This window comes from Segatella copri (assembly GCF_026015295.1).
Lineage (GTDB): Bacteria > Bacteroidota > Bacteroidia > Bacteroidales > Bacteroidaceae > Prevotella > Prevotella copri_C.
The window spans coordinates 662,588-683,554 of record NZ_JAPDUW010000001.1; the positions used below are offsets into that span (position 1 = coordinate 662,588).

At 41.8% G+C, this 20,967-nt stretch carries 19 protein-coding genes; 16 read left to right on the forward strand and 3 right to left on the reverse strand.

Annotated features, from left to right (window positions below):
* Positions 1–25: 25 nt before the first annotated feature.
* The 3 genes from ONT18_RS02680 to ONT18_RS02690 form a co-directional block, all read right to left on the reverse strand.
* Positions 26–547 carry a DNA-binding protein gene (locus ONT18_RS02680; RefSeq protein WP_118416149.1) on the reverse strand — a complete coding sequence of 174 codons (522 nt, stop codon included), beginning with the start codon at positions 545–547 and terminating at the stop codon, positions 26–28.
* 161 nt (positions 548–708) lie between these two features.
* Positions 709–918 (reverse strand): DUF4248 domain-containing protein, encoded by a 210-nt coding sequence (locus ONT18_RS02685; protein WP_117692838.1) that lies wholly within the window; start codon positions 916–918, stop codon positions 709–711.
* Positions 919–1,019: 101 nt separating this feature from the next.
* Positions 1,020–3,326 carry a BT4734/BF3469 family protein gene (locus ONT18_RS02690; protein ID WP_264903892.1) on the reverse strand — a complete coding sequence of 769 codons (2,307 nt, stop codon included), beginning with the start codon at positions 3,324–3,326 and terminating at the stop codon, positions 1,020–1,022.
* A 245-nt stretch (positions 3,327–3,571) separates the two neighbouring features.
* Here ONT18_RS02690 and ONT18_RS02695 point away from each other — a divergent pair, with 245 nt between their 5' ends.
* The 16 genes from ONT18_RS02695 (at position 3,572) to ONT18_RS02770 (ending at position 20,898) form a co-directional block, all read left to right on the forward strand.
* Positions 3,572–3,835 (forward strand): hypothetical protein, encoded by a 264-nt coding sequence (locus tag ONT18_RS02695; protein WP_118079067.1) that lies wholly within the window; start codon positions 3,572–3,574, stop codon positions 3,833–3,835.
* 403 nt (positions 3,836–4,238) lie between these two features.
* Positions 4,239–5,612: a UDP binding domain-containing protein gene (locus tag ONT18_RS02700; RefSeq protein ID WP_264903893.1), complete on the forward strand. Its 1,374-nt coding sequence runs from the start codon at positions 4,239–4,241 to the stop codon at positions 5,610–5,612.
* Positions 5,613–5,614: 2 nt separating this feature from the next.
* On the forward strand, positions 5,615–6,682 hold the full coding sequence (locus ONT18_RS02705; protein WP_264903894.1) for an NAD-dependent epimerase/dehydratase family protein: 1,068 nt from the start codon (positions 5,615–5,617) through the stop codon (positions 6,680–6,682).
* 14 nt (positions 6,683–6,696) lie between these two features.
* The gene (locus ONT18_RS02710; protein ID WP_264903895.1) at positions 6,697–7,113 is read left to right on the forward strand and encodes a hypothetical protein; all 417 of its coding nucleotides are present in this window, start codon (positions 6,697–6,699) and stop codon (positions 7,111–7,113) included.
* A complete protein-coding gene (locus ONT18_RS02715; protein ID WP_264906774.1) occupies positions 7,113–7,256 on the forward strand; it encodes a hypothetical protein in 144 nt (47 codons plus the stop codon). The genes ONT18_RS02710 and ONT18_RS02715 overlap by 1 nt, the downstream gene beginning before the upstream one ends.
* An 11-nt stretch (positions 7,257–7,267) precedes the next feature.
* Positions 7,268–8,473 (forward strand): EpsG family protein, encoded by a 1,206-nt coding sequence (locus tag ONT18_RS02720; RefSeq protein ID WP_264903896.1) that lies wholly within the window; start codon positions 7,268–7,270, stop codon positions 8,471–8,473.
* Entirely contained in the window at positions 8,473–9,357 is an 885-nt protein-coding gene (locus ONT18_RS02725) for a hypothetical protein (RefSeq protein WP_264903897.1), read from the forward strand. The genes ONT18_RS02720 and ONT18_RS02725 overlap by 1 nt, the downstream gene beginning before the upstream one ends.
* Entirely contained in the window at positions 9,354–10,775 is a 1,422-nt protein-coding gene (locus ONT18_RS02730; RefSeq protein ID WP_264903898.1) for a lipopolysaccharide biosynthesis protein, read from the forward strand. Before ONT18_RS02725 ends, ONT18_RS02730 begins: the two co-directional genes overlap by 4 nt.
* Positions 10,775–11,800, forward strand: coding sequence for a glycosyltransferase family 4 protein (locus ONT18_RS02735; protein WP_264906776.1), 1,026 nt, complete (start codon positions 10,775–10,777; stop codon positions 11,798–11,800). Before ONT18_RS02730 ends, ONT18_RS02735 begins: the two co-directional genes overlap by 1 nt.
* 205 nt (positions 11,801–12,005) lie before the next feature.
* Complete coding sequence (locus ONT18_RS02740) at positions 12,006–12,890, forward strand: alpha-1,2-fucosyltransferase (protein ID WP_264903899.1); 885 nt, start codon at positions 12,006–12,008, stop codon at positions 12,888–12,890.
* An 11-nt stretch (positions 12,891–12,901) separates the two neighbouring features.
* The gene (locus ONT18_RS02745; RefSeq protein WP_264903900.1) at positions 12,902–14,161 is read left to right on the forward strand and encodes a hypothetical protein; all 1,260 of its coding nucleotides are present in this window, start codon (positions 12,902–12,904) and stop codon (positions 14,159–14,161) included.
* Between the two features lie 12 nt (positions 14,162–14,173).
* Positions 14,174–14,998 carry a glycosyltransferase gene (locus tag ONT18_RS02750; RefSeq protein ID WP_264903901.1) on the forward strand — a complete coding sequence of 275 codons (825 nt, stop codon included), beginning with the start codon at positions 14,174–14,176 and terminating at the stop codon, positions 14,996–14,998.
* A 2-nt stretch (positions 14,999–15,000) separates the two neighbouring features.
* On the forward strand, positions 15,001–16,899 hold the full coding sequence (locus tag ONT18_RS02755; RefSeq protein ID WP_264903902.1) for a hypothetical protein: 1,899 nt from the start codon (positions 15,001–15,003) through the stop codon (positions 16,897–16,899).
* An 80-nt stretch (positions 16,900–16,979) separates the two neighbouring features.
* Positions 16,980–17,633 (forward strand): sugar transferase, encoded by a 654-nt coding sequence (locus tag ONT18_RS02760; protein WP_264903903.1) that lies wholly within the window; start codon positions 16,980–16,982, stop codon positions 17,631–17,633.
* A gap of 11 nt (positions 17,634–17,644) precedes the next feature.
* Positions 17,645–18,925, forward strand: a complete 1,281-nt coding sequence (locus ONT18_RS02765) for a DegT/DnrJ/EryC1/StrS family aminotransferase (RefSeq protein ID WP_264903904.1) — start codon at positions 17,645–17,647, stop codon at positions 18,923–18,925.
* Positions 18,926–18,951: 26 nt separating this feature from the next.
* Positions 18,952–20,898 (forward strand): polysaccharide biosynthesis protein, encoded by a 1,947-nt coding sequence (locus ONT18_RS02770; RefSeq protein WP_264903905.1) that lies wholly within the window; start codon positions 18,952–18,954, stop codon positions 20,896–20,898.
* The last annotated feature ends 69 nt before the right edge of the window (positions 20,899–20,967 follow it).

The window sequence follows — 20,967 nt, forward strand, 5'->3', positions numbered from 1 at the left end:
TGTTAAGGGGATTTTCAATCCCCGGTTACTCAAGTCCATCGCCTTCCGAACTGCTGCCTGGGTTAGTGGTAGAGCCAGAGTCGCTCTTGCCTGTATCTCCCGATGGTGTAGTTGTTTCGGTGTCGGTGGTGGTCGAAGACTTCTTTTTCTTAGCACCATACTTCTTCAAGTTGGCGTCGAGGTTGAGATTCACAGAGCGGAAGTCGCCCGTGGCGCGGGCTTTCATTCTTACTCCTTCGATGTTCTTAGATACGTTGAAGTCGTCGGCGTTCTCTGCACCCATCTTGTTCTTGATGCTGATGTAGAAGATGGCGAGGTTGTCGAGCTTTACATTCTTGCCCATGAGCAGGAGCTCCTTGATGTGGGTCACGGCATCGATGAGGATGCCCTTGATGGTCCCGGCTGAGAATGGAGAGTTGTGACCATGCATGTGGTCGGCGAGCTCATCGAGATCTACAGTTTCACTAATGTGGGGCTTGGCGTAGTACTTGCCATAAGCCTTCACGTTCTTCTTGTTGTTGTTCTTCTTTAAATCGTACTCAATCATAAGGCTAATAAATTGTTTTATGGTTCGTGTTTCGTGTATTAAAGCGCTGCGCAGTGCTTGTTTCTTGTTTACGGTTGCAAAGATACGACTTTCAGAAGAGGCTTCTGTACGATAGGGGTGAGATAGGGATACGATGGGGCATAAAACTGGAAAACTCAGTATTATGGCTCGCCCAGATACTCATAGATGAGCAGCGTCTGGCGCATGGTGAAGGTCTTCGCCAACCGTTCGTAGCCCTCTCTTCGCAAGGCTTCAAGCAGAGGCGGACAGTGGTTTACCATTCGCATCAGGTGGTTTAGTGCCACGTGTTTCGACTGCTCCGGAAAGTAGAGCTTGGCAAGCTCGAATTTTTTGTATATCTTGATTTTCATATAGATTTGACTTTTATGAATCGCGGTAATAATACTTAGCGTTTCTCTTGATGATACTTAGCGTTGCTGGCAATGCTGGTTAGCACTTGCCAGAATGCTGCTTATTGTTGGTCAGAACCATTCTGGCTATCCGTAGCTATGGTTCTGTACGGTTTCAGGTACGTTTCTGCGCATTCGTTTGGACTGCAGATCGCCTCGGTGTTGATTTCTCCCGGATTTTTCTCTATTACGAGCCATCCGTTGCCTTTGGCGCGGTGTACCTTCTTGAATCCCAGTCTCTGCATCACGGCGCTCAGATTCTGGTGACTCATGTTGCGGCTCAGGGCGGGACTTCCGCCTATGCGCTCCATGATTTCCGATGAATAGCGGAACTTTACATATTGAGGGGCGGTGTCTGATTTCGGCACCTTGTAGAAGCGCAGTATCTGGTCTTCCATGAAGTTGGAAACCATGAACATGCCGTTGTGCTCCCTCATCACGTCGATGTCGACGGTGGTGAGCCAGTATACCCAACCCTCTTCCTGGTTCTTCACCCGATTGGTTACCTCTTGTCCCAGAGCTACAGCCTGGGCATAGACGTGCTGGTAGTCGATGGGTGTCTCCCTAGGGCTCTCGATATTGTCTACGAACCATGGTGAGTAGCGGCGGTTCTCCTCGTCGGTGATGATCTGTATGCTGTTGCTGGTGCCACAGAGGGCACCACGGTGCAGCAGTTCCGAACGATACTTGTCGTAGGGGCGGCGGATGGAGAACACCAGCTTGGTGACGTTGCTCTTGAGGGCGCTCAGCCCCTTGCCGAAGGTAGACTCCAGCTCGTCGAGGCATATGAGTGCCTTGCTTGAGAAAGCCTCCATGAAGTCCTTGTCGGTATAGTTGGCGGTTGACTCGTTGATGAAGTACTGGCGCAGGCATGGTGGCAGGATATAATAGAAGAATGTGGTTTTGTTGATGCCACCCCTCCCGATGAATATCAGGATGGTCTGGCTCACCACTCTCGGCGATACCCATGCCACCACCATCGATACGAGCCATTTCTTGAAGAAGTATCTGAACTCTTCCTGCGAGTGGTGGTAGCCAGGGCAATAGTTGATGGTTACCCGATTGGCAAGCTCGTCGATGTAGTCGGTCTTTCCGTCCCATTTGGGCAGACTCCTGAGATATTCGTCAAAGGGATTCCAAGGCTCGCTGAAGTCGCTGTTGATGATGGCGTGCAGCTTGATGGCGGTCACTTCGAGTCCCATTTCGTCCATCTGGGTCCAGATGGTGTTCTCTATGTTGTCGTCGATGCGGGTCCACTTATGGTATTTGCCTTTGATTATATCGCGACTCAGCACCTCGTGAAATCCCGTCACCTCATTGTGGTGAAACTCGTATCTCATCGAGAGCCACTGCTTGATTACCTTGACTGTCGGCTTACCCGAGAAGCCCTCGCCTTTGCGGTAGAAGTGCCAGGTGCCTAGTTTCTCGGTGTGCTTGTAGCATGATTTCATCACGCTGTCAGCATCGGGATAGTCGGAGCTGAAGTTGCTTTTGGCGTAGGTCATTGCCTCTTCCTTGTCTATGCCATAGCGCACGCACACCTTGCCGAAGTGGAGCACATACTCGTTGTGGGCACCGCTCTCAAACTTGTAGCCCCACGTGTCGAGTAGGTTCAGTATGTGCTGCGCTGCCTCGTCCATAGAGGGTACCCCTTTGCCCAGTGCCACCATCTTCTGGCTGTTTCGCTTGCGCTTGCTGGCACGTTTGGCATATTTCGCCTCGTTGGCCTTCTTGGTGTAGAGCGCCTTCAGGTCGTGGGTGTCCAGGCCGAAAGGCTCTGCGTCCCAATGGAAGTAGGCGGTAGGGTCGTGGGCGAGTCCGCACATCCGGGTGATGTCTACGCATTGCTCGTCGGCAGGCACGCCTAGCAACTTACTGTAATAGCTCATCGCCTTGCGTATGATCACATCGAAAAGTTCCAGTGCGGTCACCTCGTCGTCATCTATGGGCAGGTATCTGGAGATGATGCGCAGGCCTCGTTGGCTCACGGTGATGAACCTCATCATGGTGTGAGGGTCGGCGTCCGCCTTCTGTACGACCTCCTTCATCTTTTCTGCAGGAATCTTGTCGATATCCACGGCGATCATCTGGGTGGTCTTCACCACGTTGCGCAGTTCCTTGCCCCGTCCGTCCATGAGCACGGAGGTAGTGATGCCTGGCATCATCACCTTGGTTTGATGAGCGAGCTCGCTGCTGATGCGCATGTTCTTGCGGTAGTCTTCGGTACGAGCCTGGGTCATGGCGTCGAGGGTGATAATTCGCTGCAGTTCATCAAGACTGATGAGTTGTCTGCTTTCGCTGGAGGCGATAGCATAGAAGAAAGATGGTAATACCATTTCTTGTCTTTGTTGTTGTTCTTTTGTTGTCATTTTTAAGCCAATGATTAGAAGTTGATGTAAAATTGAATCATACAGATTCCGCCGCAAAGCTAAGCATAAAATTTGGCATTGAAAACAAAAAGTTCCGATTTTGGAACATAACATAAAATTTTCAGTATGTTTTTCAAAAAAATCAAAAGTGAAGTCATGGGAATCAAGGATTCCTACGACTACAGACGGACATGATTTCTGTCCACAAGTGTTTTAATCTTTTAGTCCACAACGTGTTCTGGGCTATGCGTGAAGAACTGAAGGAAGACCGTTTTGAGGGTGGTCTTACTGAGGAGGAGAAGCATTGGGCTTCCACCAAGTCAGCCATCCGCAAGGAGTTCCGGCTGTCTGATGCGTACACCAAGAGTCTGGAGGCGATGGACCGTGATGTTTCCATCGACGACTACTGGGGCGCGATACGTTGGATGGAGTCGTTGGTTGGCGAGGCTCACAGGGACGAGCTGCTTCGTCTGATTGACGGGTTGCTGGAACCATTGTCGCCGAAATGAGCGATTTTTAGATTAGCAAACAAAGCGTGAAGTGTGAAGGGGGTATATGAACTTTAGCGTGAAAAGAGTGTTAAAAAGAAGGCATAACTATCTGATACCCTTTCTCTTTATCTTTTGCGCACGTTGTATATACAAAAGTTCTTATACACCCCCTTCACACCCACCCAAAAATACTTTGAGAGGGGAAAAGGCATTCCCTCCTCACTATGGCATCCTGATTTCTACGAGAGAAAAAGCTATCCTCCCCAAGATTCAGGATGCTTTATAACAAAAGATTATACAGCGAAAAGTAGCTTAGTAGTGTGGGCGCTACATAATCACCCACAACGCATCCTGTAGTTCTCATTCGGGAAGTAAGTCCCGAAAGAGGCTCAGGATGCTTATTATTCAAGAACTTAAAACAATGCGTAATTTTAATCAATTAAAAATTGCCGTAGCCGGAACCGGTTACGTAGGACTCAGTATTGCTACGCTTTTATCCCAACATCATGAGGTAACAGCAGTAGATGTAATTCCCGAGAAAGTAGATAAACTGAATCATCATATATCACCGATACAAGATGAGTATATCGAAAAATATCTGGCAGAGAAACCTCTGCATCTCACAGCAACCTTGGACGGCAAGTCAGCTTATAAAGATGCAGACTTCGTAGTCATTGCAGCACCAACGAACTACGACCCAGTGAAGAACTTCTTCGACACCACTCATGTAGAAGAAGTTATCGACTTGGTCCTGGAGGTGAATCCCGATGCAGTGATGGTAATCAAGAGTACCATCCCAGTAGGTTACACTCGAAGCCTATATCAGAAGTATGCTAAGAAGGGAGTGAAGCAATTCAATCTCCTTTTCTCCCCGGAGTTCCTCCGAGAGAGTAAGGCACTCTATGATAATCTTTATCCAAGCCGCATTATCGTTGGTTATCCAAAGATTATCGAGCGCCCTGAGTTCGCAGAAGAAAACGAGGCAATCAAGACTGTAACCAATGTCGAGATGATGAAGGAAGCTGCCAAGACCTTCTCTCAACTTCTTGTTGAAGGCGCTATCGCATCACAGTCCGTAGGCAATTCAACACTTAACACTCAACATTCAACATTAGAAAACAAGGGCATCCCTTGTTTGTTTATGGGCATGAAGGAAGCAGAAGCCGTCAAGCTCTTCGCCAATACCTATCTTGCCCTAAGAGTAAGTTACTTCAATGAGTTGGATACATACGCAGAGGTCAAGGGCTTGGATACCAAGGCAATCATTGATGGCATAGGTCTTGACCCACGTATTGGAACCCATTACAATAACCCAAGTTTCGGATATGGTGGTTATTGCCTACCAAAGGATACCAAGCAGCTTCTGGCAAACTATGCCGATGTTCCGGAGAACTTGATTGAGGCAATTGTTGAGAGTAATCGTACTCGCAAGGATTATATCGCAGATGCTGTGCTCAGAAAGGCTGGTTATTATAATGAGAATAGTAGCTATGATGCAAGCAAGGAGCACAATTGTGTGATAGGAGTTTATCGCCTGACGATGAAGAGTAACAGCGATAATTTCCGCCAGTCTGCCATCCAAGGCATTATGAAGCGTATCAAGGCAAAGGGTGCAGAGGTAATCGTCTTTGAGCCAACATTGGAAGATGGCAGCACCTTCTTCGGTAGTAAGGTGGTGAACGATATGGCAGCATTCAAGGCTCAGAGCCAAGCCATCATTGCCAACCGCTATGATGCTTGTTTGGATGATGTAAAAGATAAGGTATATACACGAGATATATTTAGAAGAGACTAGTTATGGTAGATTATAATATTAGTCTAGATGGTAAGACCATCTTGGTGACAGGTGCGGCAGGATTCATCGGAAGCAATCTTGTAAAGCGCCTTTTTAATGATGCTAAGAACATCAAGGTAATCGGTATCGATAGCATTACCGATTATTATGATGTGAACATCAAGTATGAGCGATTGAAGGAGATTGAAGCTTTAGATAAGGATTGGACATTCGTTCATGACTCCATTGCCAACAAGGAAGCTGTAGAGAAGATTTTCTCTGAAAATAAAATCTCTTTAGTAGTCAACTTAGCAGCTCAGGCAGGTGTGCGCTATAGCATCACCAATCCAGATGCTTATATCCAGAGCAATCTGATAGGATTCTATAACATTCTGGAGGCTTGCCGTCATCATGAGGTAGAGCATTTGGTTTATGCTTCTTCTTCATCTGTTTATGGTAGTAACAAAAAAGTTCCTTATTCTACTGATGATAAGGTGGATAATCCTGTAAGTCTGTATGCAGCTACCAAGAAGAGCAACGAGCTGATGGCTCATGCTTACTCTAAGCTTTATAATATCCCAAGCACTGGTTTGCGTTTCTTCACCGTTTATGGTCCTGCTGGTCGTCCAGATATGGCATACTTTGGTTTTACCAATAAACTGGTGAATGGTGAAACCATCAAGATTTTCAATTATGGAAACTGCAAGCGTGATTTCACTTATATAGATGATATTGTAGAGGGCATCGTAAGAGTGATGCAGCATGCGCCGGAGAAACAGAATGGTGAGGATGGTCTGCCTATCCCTCCATACAAGGTATATAATATAGGTAACAGTCACCCAGAGAATCTTTTAGATTTCGTTACGATTTTACAGAAAGAGTTGATTCGTGCTGGTGTGCTTCCTAAGGATTATGACTTCGAGGCGCATAAGGAACTTGTACCAATGCAGCCTGGTGATGTGCCTGTAACCTACGCTGATACTACACCATTGGATCAAGACTTTGGGTATAAGCCAGATACGTCGCTTAGAGAGGGACTTAGGGCGTTTGCACAGTGGTACAAGAGATATTATGTGAGAAAATTTAGTTAAAATAAATATATTCATTGAACACTAATTATGTGATTTTTATGATTGCTTCAAAACAAGATTTAAAAATATATTTAGATGCGGATAGAAGGGCAAACCATATTTCCGGTTTGTCTTTGTTTTTTAATAAGACATGGCGTTACTTAAAGTATATGAGAAAGATAGAATATCTTACCAATTGTAGACAAGGAAAATTGTCCAAAATATTACTCTTATGGTATCGTTACAAGTTTAGGAATCTTAGTGTTTTAACTGGAATCTCTATACCTCCTAACACCTTTGGCAAAGGTTTATATATTCCTCATTATGGTGCTATTGTAGTGAATGGTACCGTTCGTTTTGGAGATAATTGTGTCATTCAGAATGGTGTTAATGTCTCCGATAAGGTCTGGGGGGGCAACATTGTTACCTTGGAGCTGGCGCAAAAATCTTAATAGGAGTTCATCTTGGAAACCATACTATAGTTGGTGCTAATGCTGTAGTTACTAAGTCTTTTGATGAAGAGAATGTCGTATTGGCAGGTGTTCCTGCTCGAATTATTTCCCACAAAGGATTTAAGGATAGGAAAACCGTTTGATAAAGTAGCAAATGATTTATTTAATTCTTATATTATTGTTTCTATTTCCCGTATATGCTTGTGATTATAAATTGTGGAATTACGGGAACAGTTATGAGAGAGGGAATACATATAAAGGATATTACTTTTTTCTTTATATTGTGGTCGTGTTGTTCTTGGGACTGAGAAATTATGTTGGTGGCGATACAATCGGTTATATGGATATGTGGAAAAAGATTCCTTTTCTGGAAGGACTTTCTAAATTTGACTTTTTGCACGCCAAGTATGCTCCTATGTGGTATATAACCAACAGTTTTTGTAAAACCATCAATTCTAATTTCTATTCATTCCAAATATTTCATGCAATATTAGTTAATGGAGTTATATTCTACATAGTTAGCAAGTATTGTCAGTATCGTTTTACTGTAATATTCTTCTATGTAGTTGCGACAATGCTTTATTTCAACTGCGAGATTTTAAGAGAGTCACTCAGTCTGAGCTGTGGTTTACTGGCAATGAATCATTATAAAGAAAAAAAATGGGTACAATATTTTTCTTGGAGTTTACTTGCTCTGTCTTTTCACAAGTCTGGTATAGTGTTATTGGTAATTCCTTTTTTGTATAGGTATTCTGCATCAACTATTAATTATAAACAACTTCTAATTCTGTTGATTATTGGTTTTATTTTTAGTAGTTTTTTGCTTAAACATATTGTAGGAAGTTTCTTGCCATTTTTTTCAGATTCTTTTGAGGAATATTCTCAAATGAAAAGAGCAACGATTTTTGGTAGTGTTAGATCTTGTTTAATAGTTTTATTAGTAGCTTATTTAGTGAAACAGTATGAGACTGCTAATAACTGTATGTCTGCGACAGTTATTGTAGGAGCGAAGTTTTATTTGCTGACACAGATCTTAGGACTTTTTCTACCTATTTTTTCCACTCGTTTTGTAAATTACTTTCAGATATATTATTTAATATTATTGGGTGATTTTATCTGGAACCACTATGGAGCGAAGAAAATATTAATTTTTGCCTTATATGCTAATTTTATATTTGGTGTGGTAAAACATCAGGCTAGAGATGTTTCTGATTGGGTAAGTTCCACTTCTCATGGTTATTATTTTTATCAAATATATTACCCATATTACTCAATTTTTGATGATATTCCTTATGATGAGTTAAACCATAGAAAGAATATTTATTATCAAGAGCGTTTAAATCGATTAAAGCACGAATAATGAAACAGCATGTATTGTTAGTAGATTTTAGCTTTGCTAAATATACACAAATCAGTCAGGTGAGTTGCGTTTCGAGTTTCTTGTCTCCACCTATATGGAAGAGACTTCTTAGCTTGTTTACACATAAATTATATTTGGAAGATAATCCTAATTTGGAAAATGTGATCCAACAAATGGATGTTATCATTCTATTTGACACAAGAAAGAATTATGACGAGGTAGCGAGACGTATAGAAAGAGTTTGTAGTCCAACTGCAAGATTAATATTTTATTCTTGGAATCCACTCTGCGAGTCTAAAGCTCATTCTAGATTAAGTGAAAGGTGGATTAAAGCGACTTTTTCAAAAAAAGATGCTGCTTGCGCTGGATTCATTTATGTAGGTTCATTTTATTTCAAAAACGTATTAACAGAAGACGTATTAACAACTAAATGGGATGGGCTTTTCATAGGGCAAGATAAGGGGAGAAGAGAAATGCTTTATAAAGTTGCAAGTTTATATAGGAAGAACCGATTACAGTCGAGAATTATTTTAGTTAATAACCGTAAGGCTTTGTTTAGCAGAAGATATTCTTGGCATATTGATTATAATGTAGTATGCAAAAATGTTCAAGCAAGCAATTCTGTTATTGAGATTCTTCAGGAAGGACAAGAAGGAATTTCTTTGAGAGCTTTTGAATCTATGTTTTATGAGAAGAAATTAGTCACCAACAACCAACATATTGTCAATTACGATTTTTACAATTCTCATAATATATTTATTCTAGGTAAGGATGATGAATCTGGTTTTAAGGCTTTTATTCAATCTCCTTATGTAAAATTAAGTGACGCTATCGTTGAGAAGTATAAAATGGCAAGTTGGTTGAATAGAATGTTAAGTTTATGAATTCAAATAAAAAGAGTTTCCTTAAGACTTCTTCTTATGCCGTGTTTTCACAAGTTGTATCCTTGTGTTGTGGGCTAGTTACATCTTTATTGCTTCCAAAAATTTTAGGAATCGAACAATTTGGTTATTGGCAATATTTCTTCTTGTGTAGTAGTTATGTAGGGCTTCTTCATTTCGGCTTTAGCGATGGTATATATTTGGCTTTGGGCGGTAAGAAGTTTTCCGAAATCAACAGGAAACAGTATTATCCCCAATTGCTGTTGGTGTCGTTTCTTCAAATGGTCATAGCCTTATTGGTTGCTCTATATTCGTACCTGTTTCTGAAAGGCGCTTATCAGGTTGTTTTTTATTTCCTCGGTGTTTATATCATTATTGAGAATGTATATAAGTTGTTGTCGTTTGTCTTGATGGCAACCGATAAAATGCGTTATTATTCCAAGACTGTTGTAATAGACAAGGTGACCTTCTTGGGGCTTTTGTTTGTGTTTCTGGTTCTCTTTAACAAAGATTCATTTGTCAATGTTATTTTCTCTTATCTTTGTGCCCGTTTCATAGCCTTAGCATTTGTTTCCACTTGCTTTGGGAGATTCTTCGATTTCACAGTCACATCCAATTTGTTTGTCAGAAATAATCTACGTGCTACATGTGGAAATATGATAGTGGGAATATCGTTGACAATTTCCAATTTGTTGAGTACCTTCATCATAGGCTCTGGTCGTTTCTTTGTAGAGCATAATTGGGGTATTTCTGTTTTTGCCAAGATATCGTTTGCAGTATCTTTGTCTATGTTCGTTTTGACATTCATTTCACAGATAGGGTTAGTTTTGTTTCCGTACCTTTGTAGGATGGAAAAGGATAAACAAAGGCAGATGTTGGATATGCTAACTTTTGTTATAGGACTCTTTGCGATGGTTTGCTTTATCGGCTTCGTTCCTCTGTCATTGATAATAAAGACTTGGATACCAAAGTATGTGGACAGCCTGAGCTATTTGATGATTTTATGTCCTATAGCTCTTTTTGAGACGCGGATGGTATTGGTTTTCGGTACCTATTTCAAGACGTTCAGAAAGCAAATTGTATTGTTGAAAATCAATTTGGCTTCAGTGCTGTTTGCTGTATTCTTTTATTATCTGTCTTCGAATGTGGTGAATTGTATTAATATGCTTGTTATGGGTATGTTGGTTAGTATCATGTTGAGAAGTTATTTGTGTCAGTTTTATCTATATCGTTATTTGAACGTTAAATTGGATAGGTTTGTAATTTGCATGGAAATACTGACCTCTGTTTTTATGATTCTTGCTTATAATCTGTTTGCAAGTATGTTACTGTTTTCTTTGGTCTATGTCGTTTCTTTGACTATTCTGGCATTAGTTCGTAAAGAGAAAATCAAATATAGTTATTTATTAATCAAATCTTGATGGAAAAGTTGCTTTTTATTGCTTCCATTCAATATGGAGAACCTCCCACTGGTGGTGGGGCGCAAGCCAAAAATCAATTGTTGTTGGCACATCTTAAAAAGTATTATGACGTGAGGTTCTTTGATACTTGGAACAAGAGTTCTATTGTCTGTTTGTTGTCTGCTCTCGTTTATGTAATTCTTTATAAGTGTAAATGCGTGTTGTCTATCTCTGGGCGTGGTGCTTTGTGGTTAGGCAAGATCTTGAAAATCTTGCATGTTCATAGACAAGTCATTTACTTTGTTATAGGAGGAGACTTGGGAAAAAAAGTAGAGGGGCATTTGAATAATGTCTCTGTATTAAAATCATTTCATAAGATTTTAGTACAGGGACATTACATGAAGGTTCAGCTTAACAATGTGGGGCTGAGCAATGTAGAAGTCTTGCCTAACTTTAAGCCGATAGGAGAGTTGCCTGCGAAAAGAAATCGCCCAACTGGGGGCATTAAGTTCGTATTTTTAGGACGTTTGATAGAGGAGAAAGGTGTTGGCTTGCTCATAGATGCATCCAGAAAATTGTATGAAGAATATGGCAAGAAATTTTTAGTGACTTTTTACGGTTCGCAAACAAATACATATTCACAGGGATATTTTGACACCTTGGATTGTGATTACATGTCGTATGGTGGCTTTTTAAACTTGAAGTCGAAAGAGGGATTGAGACAACTTTCTGAATATGACGTGATGGTATTCCCTACATATTTTGAGGGCGAGGGATTTCCAGGTGTGTTGATTGATGCTTTCAAGGCTGGTCTTCCCGTGATAGCTTCAGATTTCCATGCAAATCCAGATGTTATTTCAAACTCTTCATTAGGTGTGCTCATAAAGCCAAAAGATGTCGATAGTTTGAAATCAACAATGCTTGAATTTATAGAAAACCCTTCAAGAATACCGATTATGTCTATGGCTGTTCAAAAGGAGGTATGCAAATATGACATAGACAAGGTGTTAAATAAGGAAAAATTGAACAGAATCTTTGAAAAATGATACAAAGCAAACGTTTACTTTGGGCCGATTCACTCAAGGGATGGGTCGTAAGTGGAGTGAGAATACTATTGCCTTCAGGTAGCGATGCTGTTATTGTTGGTCTTAGTTTTGTGTTATGCTTGTTTCTGACGTTCTGCATCGTAGAAGGTTTGAAGAAAAATAAAATCACAGCCAAGGTTCTTCTTGGCAAATTATAAGCAAAAAAATGAAAATTGTAAATATAATAGGGGGATTAGGTAACCAAATGTTCCAGTATGCATTTGCTTTAGGTCTAAAATCCAAATTTCCTCATGAGGCTATTAAAATTGATTTGTCTCATTTTAAAGGTTACCCATTACACAATGGATATGAATTAGAACGAGTTTTTGGCTTGAAACTCTTGGATGTTGCTTCATCTGTTGACTTAATGAAGGTATCATATTTTGTTCCAAATTATAAACTCTCACGGCTTGTGAGAAGAGTTTTCCCACATCGGAAGTCTGAGTACATCGAGCCAAGATTGTTTACTGATTGGAGTCACGATATAAATGCAATAAAGGGTAATTGCTATTTTGAGGGAAGCTGGCAAAATTTCAACTACTTCGAAGACATAGAGGTTGATATTCGTAATGCTTTTTCCTTTAAAGACAAGCTTCAAGGCGAAAATTTACAAATCGCTAATTTGGTGGAATCAACCAATAGTGTTTCTATACATATAAGAAGAGGAGATTATTTGTTGGAGGATGAATATGCTGGTATATGTGATGTGCCTTATTATAGCAATGCAATATCATATATAAAAAATAATGTTGCTAATCCTCATTTCTTTATATTTTCTAATGATATTGATTGGTGTAATGAGCATATTGTACCATTATGTGATACTGTAACGTTGGTCTCAGGAAATTCAGCTGAAAAGGCTTATGTTGACATGCAATTAATGTCAATGTGTAAACATAATATAATAGCTCATAGCTCTTTTAGTTGGTGGGCAGCGTGGCTAAATGGGCATGCTGGTAAAATTGTTATTGCTCCTTTTGAATGGATGCATCGACAAGGTTTGACGGATAAACCGCAAATGCCAGATTGGAAATTAATGAAGAATATATAGAATTAAACGGTATGAGTTTAGAGCAAAAAATTAATTATCAGTTGAACAAAGTTCCTGGTGTGAAGAAATACATCAAACGTGCATATCAGTTAGGATGTTATACTGTGAGTAAGAAGATAAAATCAGAGGGGAACATCGAAAAGGTTTCGCCAAATGACGATAAAGAGTACTTTTTTGGTTATTACGATAAGTCGCCATGGGATGCAAGTATGCGCTATTTGATTTGTATGAGGGCGATTAATACTTGGAGCGAACCTGACCCGAAAGGGACTGCAGATATATTGCTGATCGATACTGACGTCAATAATGGGGTGAGAAAAATCGCAACTACTCATACGTGGAATGTTCAGCAAGGTTGTATGGCGCAATGGCTTGGTCCAGATTTTAAATCTCGTATTTTGTATAATGATATGCGTAATGGTAAGTATTGCTCTGTAATCTTGGATATCGTTACAGGTGAAGAACGAATATTGCCTTTGCCATGTTATACGGTGTCATCGGATGGTAAAACTGCGTTATCCTTGGATTTTTCTCGTTTGCATAACTTGCGATTGGGATATGGATATGCTGCTCTTCCTGAAAAAACTAAAGGCATTGCTCTTCCAGATACTGCTGCTATTTGGAGGATGAACTTGGAAACTGGTGAAGTTGTTGATTTGCTAAAATATACAGATTTCTCTGGATTTCAACCACGCCATGAAATGCAAGAAAAAGGCTCTGTTCATAAAGTGAACCATTTGATGATTTCGCCTAATGGAAAACGCTTTATGGTATTGTATCGTTGGTTTTGTGGACAAAGAAAATATACTCGTTTGATTACTTGCAATATAGATGGAACAGATATGTATCTATTGAGTGATGATGATATGGTTAGCCATTGTTTCTGGAAAAATGACCAGGAGATAATTGCATTTGAACGTAAAAAGTCAGATGGCCCAGGCTATTATTTGATGAAGGACAAAACACAAGAATATACGCATTTATGGCCACAATTAAGTAATGATGGTCATCCTAGTTATTGTCCTACAGATAATAATCTAGTTATATTTGACACTTATCCAAGTAGATGTCGAGTCCAAGAATTAAAATTGGGCTATGATACAGATACGACAGGGGAAAGTGTGAAAACTATAGTAAAAGTTTTTTCTCCTTTTAAATATGACAATGATACTCGTTGTGATTTACATCCGCGTTGGAGACAAGACGGAAAGGCGATATGTTTTGATAGCGTATTTGAAGGACATCGAGGGTTATATGTGGTATCAATTTAATAAGCCGTTTGTATGAAAAAATGTGTGGCGGTTCTTCTGCCGATATATAAAAACGATAGTTTGGAATATTTTAAGCTCTCACTTAATAGTGTCTTTTCTCAAACTTTTCATAACTATAAGATTTTTGTAGGTGTTGATGGGGAGGTTCCTTATGCTACAAAAACTTATCTCCAAGAAATGGATAAGCGAGGCGATGTAGAGGTGTGTTGGTTCCCCAAAAATCGAGGGTTAGCTTGTGTCCTGAATGACTTGATAGCTATCGCTCATGTACAAGGCTTTGACTATTTAGCACGTATGGATGCTGATGATGTTATGTTGTCTAGTCGTTTGCAAAAACAAATGTCTTATATGGAGTCTCATAAAGATATTGATGTTGTGGGAGGTGCTATTGAAGAAATGGATAAACAATCTATTTCTCGTGGAAAAACGATAATTTATCCCTTAACTCATCAAGAATGTGTGAACTTCTTCGAGAAGCGTAATCCGCTGGCACATCCTGCGGTTTTGTTCAGATATAGTTTCTTTGAAAAGTTAAAAGGTGCATATCGTGCAGATCATCCAAAGAATCAAGATACGATGCTTTGGTTGGATGGACTGATGGCAGGGTGCAAAATGGCTAACGTCCCTGATGTAGTTTTGCAATTCCGAGTGACTAATGATTTGTTTCGTAAACGTCGCAATGGATGGAATCTTGCAATGAGACAACTTGCTGATAGGTTGGAAGTGAATCGAGGATTAAAATATGGGGTAATGTCATATCTTTATGCCTATGCTACTTTCTTAATGCAGATTTCTCCAGCATGGGTGAAAAAACTTTGTTATCGTTATTTAAGGTGATTATGGCAACGTTAAGACTCTACATATATTCTCGGAACGCAAGACTTAATCCTTTCTTTTCTGATAAGGATGAGCAGGAGTCATTTATTGATGACATCAGGAGAACTCTAACTCATGATTGCGAGATTGAACGCTTTGTCAATTCTTGTGGCGTGGTACTCCTCAATACTCAGAAGACAAGGGATGCACTGCATGTGTTGCAAAGCAAATATGATGCAAACCATCGTGAGATACGTAAGCTAACGATGTTCATCAGTGCTAATGGTCTGGCAGAAAATGAACGATTTTTTGTCTTCGATGCAGGCACGGCAAAATGGAGCGATAGGAGATTGGCTATAGATGAACTCAGAATCTCGTCGACTTCATACGTTGAGTTAGCTATGTATCACAATCAACATTATCATAATTACTTTGAAGTTGAACGTTTTTTTGATGTATATGGCTATGGCTTTGACGGAATAAAGGTCGCTGTGGGTGAGCCAGATAAGAGTAAGAGAAAGTGTAGATTTTGCGGTTGTACAGATCCTGGTAAATACAAGGATGTAGCTCATGCTATCCAAGACTCATTGGGTAATAAATTGCTCGTATGTTACGAAGAGTGCGATGCCTGCAATCATAAGTTGAATGCTGTAGAGGATCATTTCTTGCATCTGATGGATGTGAGAAGATGTATCTTCCATATAGCTCGAAAGAATTCGACAAAATCTCCTCATGTGATTGGAGATAACTTTGCGTTGCATCCTGATGAGAATGGGGATGCTGTGCTCTATCTGAAAAAAGAACCTATTGAAGCCCTCCATATAAATATCGACAAGCCTTTTGGGTATCGTTTGCATCATAAGGCTAACGTCACGAACGAGGGGATATATAAGGCTTTGGCTAAAATGGTGATAGATTTAATGCCATCAGACAGGCTATGCCATTTTACAAATACCATCAAGTGGTTGCGTTCAGAGGAAATCTGGTCTTCTGATGTCTTACCTAGCATTATTTTTGGCAGTTCAAAAGAAAAACTATTTTATAAACAACCTGCACTGGATGTTTGTTTCAACAAAGAAGAGGATGGACCTTATTGTACAGGTATCCTTTGGATTTATGATGTTGTCTATCTGTTTGTGATGCCATTCGTGGATGTTGATAGGGGAAAGTTTAAATGGGATGGAAGTCTTGTAGAACATTGGAAATTCCTCTTGGATAGATTCATGATACAGTCACTGAATTTGCAAGATGGATGGGACTGGCATCGGGCTGCTCCATGGATTGATATGACAATAGAGTTTCCCAATCCCCGAATCATACTGAAAGATGGAAATGACGATGTGTTCGTGGAAGCTCAAGTAAAGAAAGATGATGAAGAAGCGGTGTCTTTCCCTGCTTTTACTTCCGAAGGTATTATTGTCAACAGGGTGAAAGTAGATTTTTATTGCCAATATCATGGCGAAGCAATTCCAATAGAAGAACTTCACGATTTAACCTTTCATTTTGATATTCCAATATACGAGATAGAACCACGTACTAATCAAATTGTTGTAAAGACAAGCATTCAAGTGAATGACACGACTGACAAAGTAGCTTATTTCGCAGAGAGTTTCAAGGTAGTTTTCTCTTTGAAGTATTTTCGCCGTTTTGTCAGACTAGAGTATGCGAAGAAAGGTGAACTAAATAATTTAGCAATTGATATAGCTCTTAGAGATTATCTTTTTGAGCAAGCCTTGAAAGCTGCTGAAAATAAGGCAAAACCTAAAAGGGAAAACACATCTTTCGAGGTGTGCTCTTTGGTGAAATTGCTACAGTATAAAGAACGGTTGCTGTCCTTGGCTTATTGGAAAGTGAGGATAAAAAAGCGATTCTTTGTTTTTTCAGACTGCATTATTCATGGAGTGGACTATCTCCCACAATAGTTACAAGCAAGGAAATGCTCGGTGGTTTCGGATAAATGCCGGTTATGTCTTTGCCCTAGAAAATATTTAAAAAGGAAAATATGATTATGAAATGGATATTTGACCGACTGATGGCATTGGTTGGTCTGATGGTGCTATGGCCGGTTTTGCTGGTCGTGGCTATATTGATTCGTGTGAAAATGCCAGGTGGTCCTGCTTTCTTCTGTCAGAAGAGGGTGGGGAAGAATGGCAAGCTGTTCACCTGCCATAAGTTTCGCTCCATGACAGTGAAGCACAATGGCTCGTCGGTTTCGGTGGCAGGCGACAATCGCATCACGCCTTTGGGGGCTAAGTTGAGACACTATAAGTTGGATGAACTGCCCGAGTTATGGGATGTACTTGTTGGTAACATGAGTTTCGTGGGACCTCGCCCAGACGTGCCAGGCTACGCAGACCAGTTGAAGGGCGATGACAGGGTGGTGCTTAAACTCCGTCCTGGTATCACGGGACCCGCTACCTTGAAATACCGACTGGAGGACGAGATGATCTCAGATTATGTAGCCAAGAGGCAACTGGAGGGAGACCATCGTGCGGCGCAAGATATTGCCGTGGAGTATAACGACCAGGTGATTTACCCCGACAAGGTACGTATCAATAGGTATTATTATGAGCATTATTCTTTCTGCAAGGACATACAGATGATTTTTTGTACGGTGCTGGGAAAGAAAATGAAATATGCTGGAGAAACAATATAAAAGATATTACTATGGATAAGGAAAGAAAAACGATTTACTTGTGCCTCGCCCACATGAGCGAGGAGGGTATGGAACAGAAATACGTGAAGGAGGCTTTCGATACCAACTGGGTGGTGCCGCTGGGACCTAACGTGAACGGATTCGAGGACGACTTGAAAACTTTCGTTTCTAAGAACAGCGATGGCTCTGAGTTGTCTCGTGAGGTGGTGGCGCTGAGCGCTGGTACTGCTGCTGTTCACTTGGGTTTGCTGGCTTGCGGTGTAGGTCCTGGTGATGAGGTTTGCGTACAGAGTTTTACTTTCTGTGCTTCTTCTCATCCTATTACTTATCTTGGTGCTACGCCTATATTCATCGACTCGGAACCAAACACATGGAACATGGATCCTGATCTGCTGGAAAAAGCCATCATCGACCGCAAGGAGAAGACGGGTAAGTATCCGAAGGCTATCGTGCCAGTGGCTCTCTATGGCATGCCTTACGACTGCGACCGCATCATGGCGATAGCCGACAAGTATGGTATTCCTGTGGTGGAGGATGCCGCTGAGGGATTCGGATCACGCTACAAAGGACAGGTGCTGGGCACTTTCGGTAAGTTTGGCGTGCTGAGTTTCAACGGCAACAAGATGATTACCACCTCGGGAGGCGGTGCCTTGATATGCCGCAATGCGGAGGACAAGAACCAAATCATGTGGTATGCCACGCAGGCTCGCGACTCCTATCCTTACTACCAACATACCGCCATCGGCTACAACTACCGAATGAGCAACGTGTGCGCTGGCATAGGAAGGGGGCAGATGACGGTGCTCGAAGACCATATTGCTCACCACAAGCACGTGCAGCAACTCTACAAGGAACTGTTGAAAGGTGTGGAGGGCATCACGCTGCATGAGGCGCCTAATGCTGACTATGATTCTAACTTCTGGCTCTGCACCATCGTGCTGGATGATAAACTGAAAGTCAAGGGGCAGGAGAATGCTTACAAGGAGGTGGTGAAGACTGCCGTGGGTGGTGCCGCTGGCGTGATTCATGTGGTGGATTCGCCTACTACCGACTGCCAGCCTAACGAGAACGTGGAGGCGATGCGTGTGTTCATGCTTTCGAAGAAGATTGAGGCTCGCCCTGTGTGGAAACCGATGCACAAGCAGCCTGTATATCAGGATGCTCCTGCTTATGTGAATGGCGTGAGCGAGGCTATCTTCAAGATTGGTATGTGTTTGCCTGCCGGTCCTATGGTGAGCGATGATGATGTGCGCTATATTGTGGAGTGCATCAAGGAAGCTATTGAGTACTAAAACAACGAGACTTAGAGAAACTCTTTATGAAATTTATTTCAAAACTTAGAGAATGGTATTTTACTAAAAATGCCCTTCCTTACTGGTGTGTGCTTATCCTCGACTGTCTGATCCTTTTGTTTTCAGGTGTATTATGCTATTATTTGGATCATGGGGGCAGCGAACTGACAAATAACTTCTGGCCGCTGCTGGGTACGCTATGCGTCTATCTCATTGCCTATCTGATAGGCATCCGGCTGATGCACACTTACCAGGCTATCATCCGCTACTCTTCGTTTGTGGATTTGAGTCGTATCGCATCTGCCAATGCCATCGGCTTCGTTATCATTGCCATAGCCCGATATTACGTTCATGTGGATAGATGGTTGGAGCCAGTGCGTATACGTGAACTGTTCTTTACCTTCCTCATCGCTACTCTGATGATGACGGCTTTGCGTGTGGTTGTAAAAATGTTATACGACTCGATGCATACGGGCAAGGCGACACGTGTGTTTATCTATGGTACGCACAGTGGAGGCGTTGGGTTGGCGAAGATGATTCGCAGCACCAAACCTTCTCGATTTGTCCTGAAGGGATTCGTGAGTGATACCGTGAATGGAAAGGGCAAGTATATGATGGGCGTGGAGATATTCCGCAACGATGCGCATCTGGTGGATGAAATGAAGAAGGAGAATGCTGATGCTTTGCTGGTTTCTCCTTTGAAGAGTGAGGAACTGCGCAAGAATACGGAGATGATTAACAGCCTGGTAGATAACGACATCAAACTCTTCGTGTTGGCGGGTGCGCAGGAATGGGATGGCAAGACCAACTTCTCGCATTCGCAAATTAAGGAAGTGGACATCGAGGATCTTCTGCCTCGTGAGAAGATTGAGGTTGATATGAAGGCTGTGGGTAATCTGCTGTCTGGTAAGCGTATCCTGATAACGGGTGCAGCTGGTAGCATTGGTAGTGAGATGGTGAGACAGATTGCCATCTATCAGCCGAATGAACTCATCTTGGTGGATCAGGCTGAGACTCCATTGCATGACGTGCGTCTGATGATGGCGAAGAATTTTCCGCAAATCGAGGCGTTCACCTTGATGGCGAGCATACAGAACAAGCCTAGGATGGAGAAAATCTTCCGTGAACACAGGCCTGACTACGTATTCCACGCCGCAGCCTACAAGCATGTGCCGATGATGGAGGACAATCCGAGCGAGAGCATCCAAAACAATGTGGATGGCACGAGGGTGATAGCCGACTTGAGCGTGAAGTATGGCGTGAGGAAGTTTGTGATGATTTCCACCGATAAGGCGGTGAACCCTACCAACGTGATGGGCTGTTCGAAGCGTATCTGCGAAATCTATGTGCAGAGTCTGGACAAGGCTATCAAGGAGGGAAAGATTTATGCTGATGCTTGTCTGGATGACGCTGGTATGCCTGTGAAGGCTGTGACGCAGTTTGTTACTACTCGTTTTGGTAACGTGTTGGGTAGTAATGGTTCGGTGATTCCACTCTTCAAGGAGCAGATTAAAAACGGCGGTCCTGTGACGGTGACGCATCCCGACATCATCCGCTTCTTCATGTTGATACCTGAGGCTTGCAAACTGGTTTTGGAGGCTGGTACAATGGGAAATGGCGGTGAGATTTTCGTGTTCGACATGGGACAGCCTGTGAAGATTGTGGATTTGGCTAAGCGCATGATTAAGTTGAGCGGTGCTAAGAATATTGAAATCAAGTTTACCGGTCTTCGTGATGGTGAGAAACTGTACGAGGAGGTGCTCAACGACAAGGAAGTGACGCTCCCTACCTTCCACAAGAAAATCAAGATTGCGAAGGTGCGTGAGTATGACTATGCCGATGTATGCAAGGAACTGGACGAACTGTCATGCATAGCCCAGACCTTTGATGATATGAAAATCGTGGGTATGATGAAGCGAATCGTTCCTGAGTACAAGAGTCAGCATTCTAAATATCAGGCATTGGATAAATAACGGAATACCAAGCTTCGGAAAGATAAGCTGGTAGATAGGAATAAGAGATCCCGGCTCTGAGATTCAAAA

Excerpts from the sequence above, each read along its gene's own strand:
- ONT18_RS02680 (WP_118416149.1), bottom strand. The coding sequence starts at position 547 with ATGATTGAGTACGATTTAAAGAAGAACAACAACAAGAAGAACGTGAAG.
- ONT18_RS02685 (WP_117692838.1), bottom strand. The coding sequence starts at position 918 with ATGAAAATCAAGATATACAAAAAATTCGAGCTTGCCAAGCTCTACTTT.
- ONT18_RS02690 (WP_264903892.1), bottom strand. The coding sequence starts at position 3,326 with ATGACAACAAAAGAACAACAACAAAGACAAGAAATGGTATTACCATCT.
- ONT18_RS02695 (WP_118079067.1), top strand. The coding sequence starts at position 3,572 with ATGCGTGAAGAACTGAAGGAAGACCGTTTTGAGGGTGGTCTTACTGAG.
- ONT18_RS02700 (WP_264903893.1), top strand. The coding sequence starts at position 4,239 with ATGCGTAATTTTAATCAATTAAAAATTGCCGTAGCCGGAACCGGTTAC.
- ONT18_RS02705 (WP_264903894.1), top strand. The coding sequence starts at position 5,615 with ATGGTAGATTATAATATTAGTCTAGATGGTAAGACCATCTTGGTGACA.
- ONT18_RS02720 (WP_264903896.1), top strand. The coding sequence starts at position 7,268 with ATGATTTATTTAATTCTTATATTATTGTTTCTATTTCCCGTATATGCT.
- ONT18_RS02725 (WP_264903897.1), top strand. The coding sequence starts at position 8,473 with ATGAAACAGCATGTATTGTTAGTAGATTTTAGCTTTGCTAAATATACA.
- ONT18_RS02730 (WP_264903898.1), top strand. The coding sequence starts at position 9,354 with ATGAATTCAAATAAAAAGAGTTTCCTTAAGACTTCTTCTTATGCCGTG.
- ONT18_RS02735 (WP_264906776.1), top strand. The coding sequence starts at position 10,775 with ATGGAAAAGTTGCTTTTTATTGCTTCCATTCAATATGGAGAACCTCCC.
- ONT18_RS02740 (WP_264903899.1), top strand. The coding sequence starts at position 12,006 with ATGAAAATTGTAAATATAATAGGGGGATTAGGTAACCAAATGTTCCAG.
- ONT18_RS02745 (WP_264903900.1), top strand. The coding sequence starts at position 12,902 with ATGAGTTTAGAGCAAAAAATTAATTATCAGTTGAACAAAGTTCCTGGT.
- ONT18_RS02750 (WP_264903901.1), top strand. The coding sequence starts at position 14,174 with ATGAAAAAATGTGTGGCGGTTCTTCTGCCGATATATAAAAACGATAGT.
- ONT18_RS02755 (WP_264903902.1), top strand. The coding sequence starts at position 15,001 with ATGGCAACGTTAAGACTCTACATATATTCTCGGAACGCAAGACTTAAT.
- ONT18_RS02760 (WP_264903903.1), top strand. The coding sequence starts at position 16,980 with ATGATTATGAAATGGATATTTGACCGACTGATGGCATTGGTTGGTCTG.
- ONT18_RS02765 (WP_264903904.1), top strand. The coding sequence starts at position 17,645 with ATGGATAAGGAAAGAAAAACGATTTACTTGTGCCTCGCCCACATGAGC.
- ONT18_RS02770 (WP_264903905.1), top strand. The coding sequence starts at position 18,952 with ATGAAATTTATTTCAAAACTTAGAGAATGGTATTTTACTAAAAATGCC.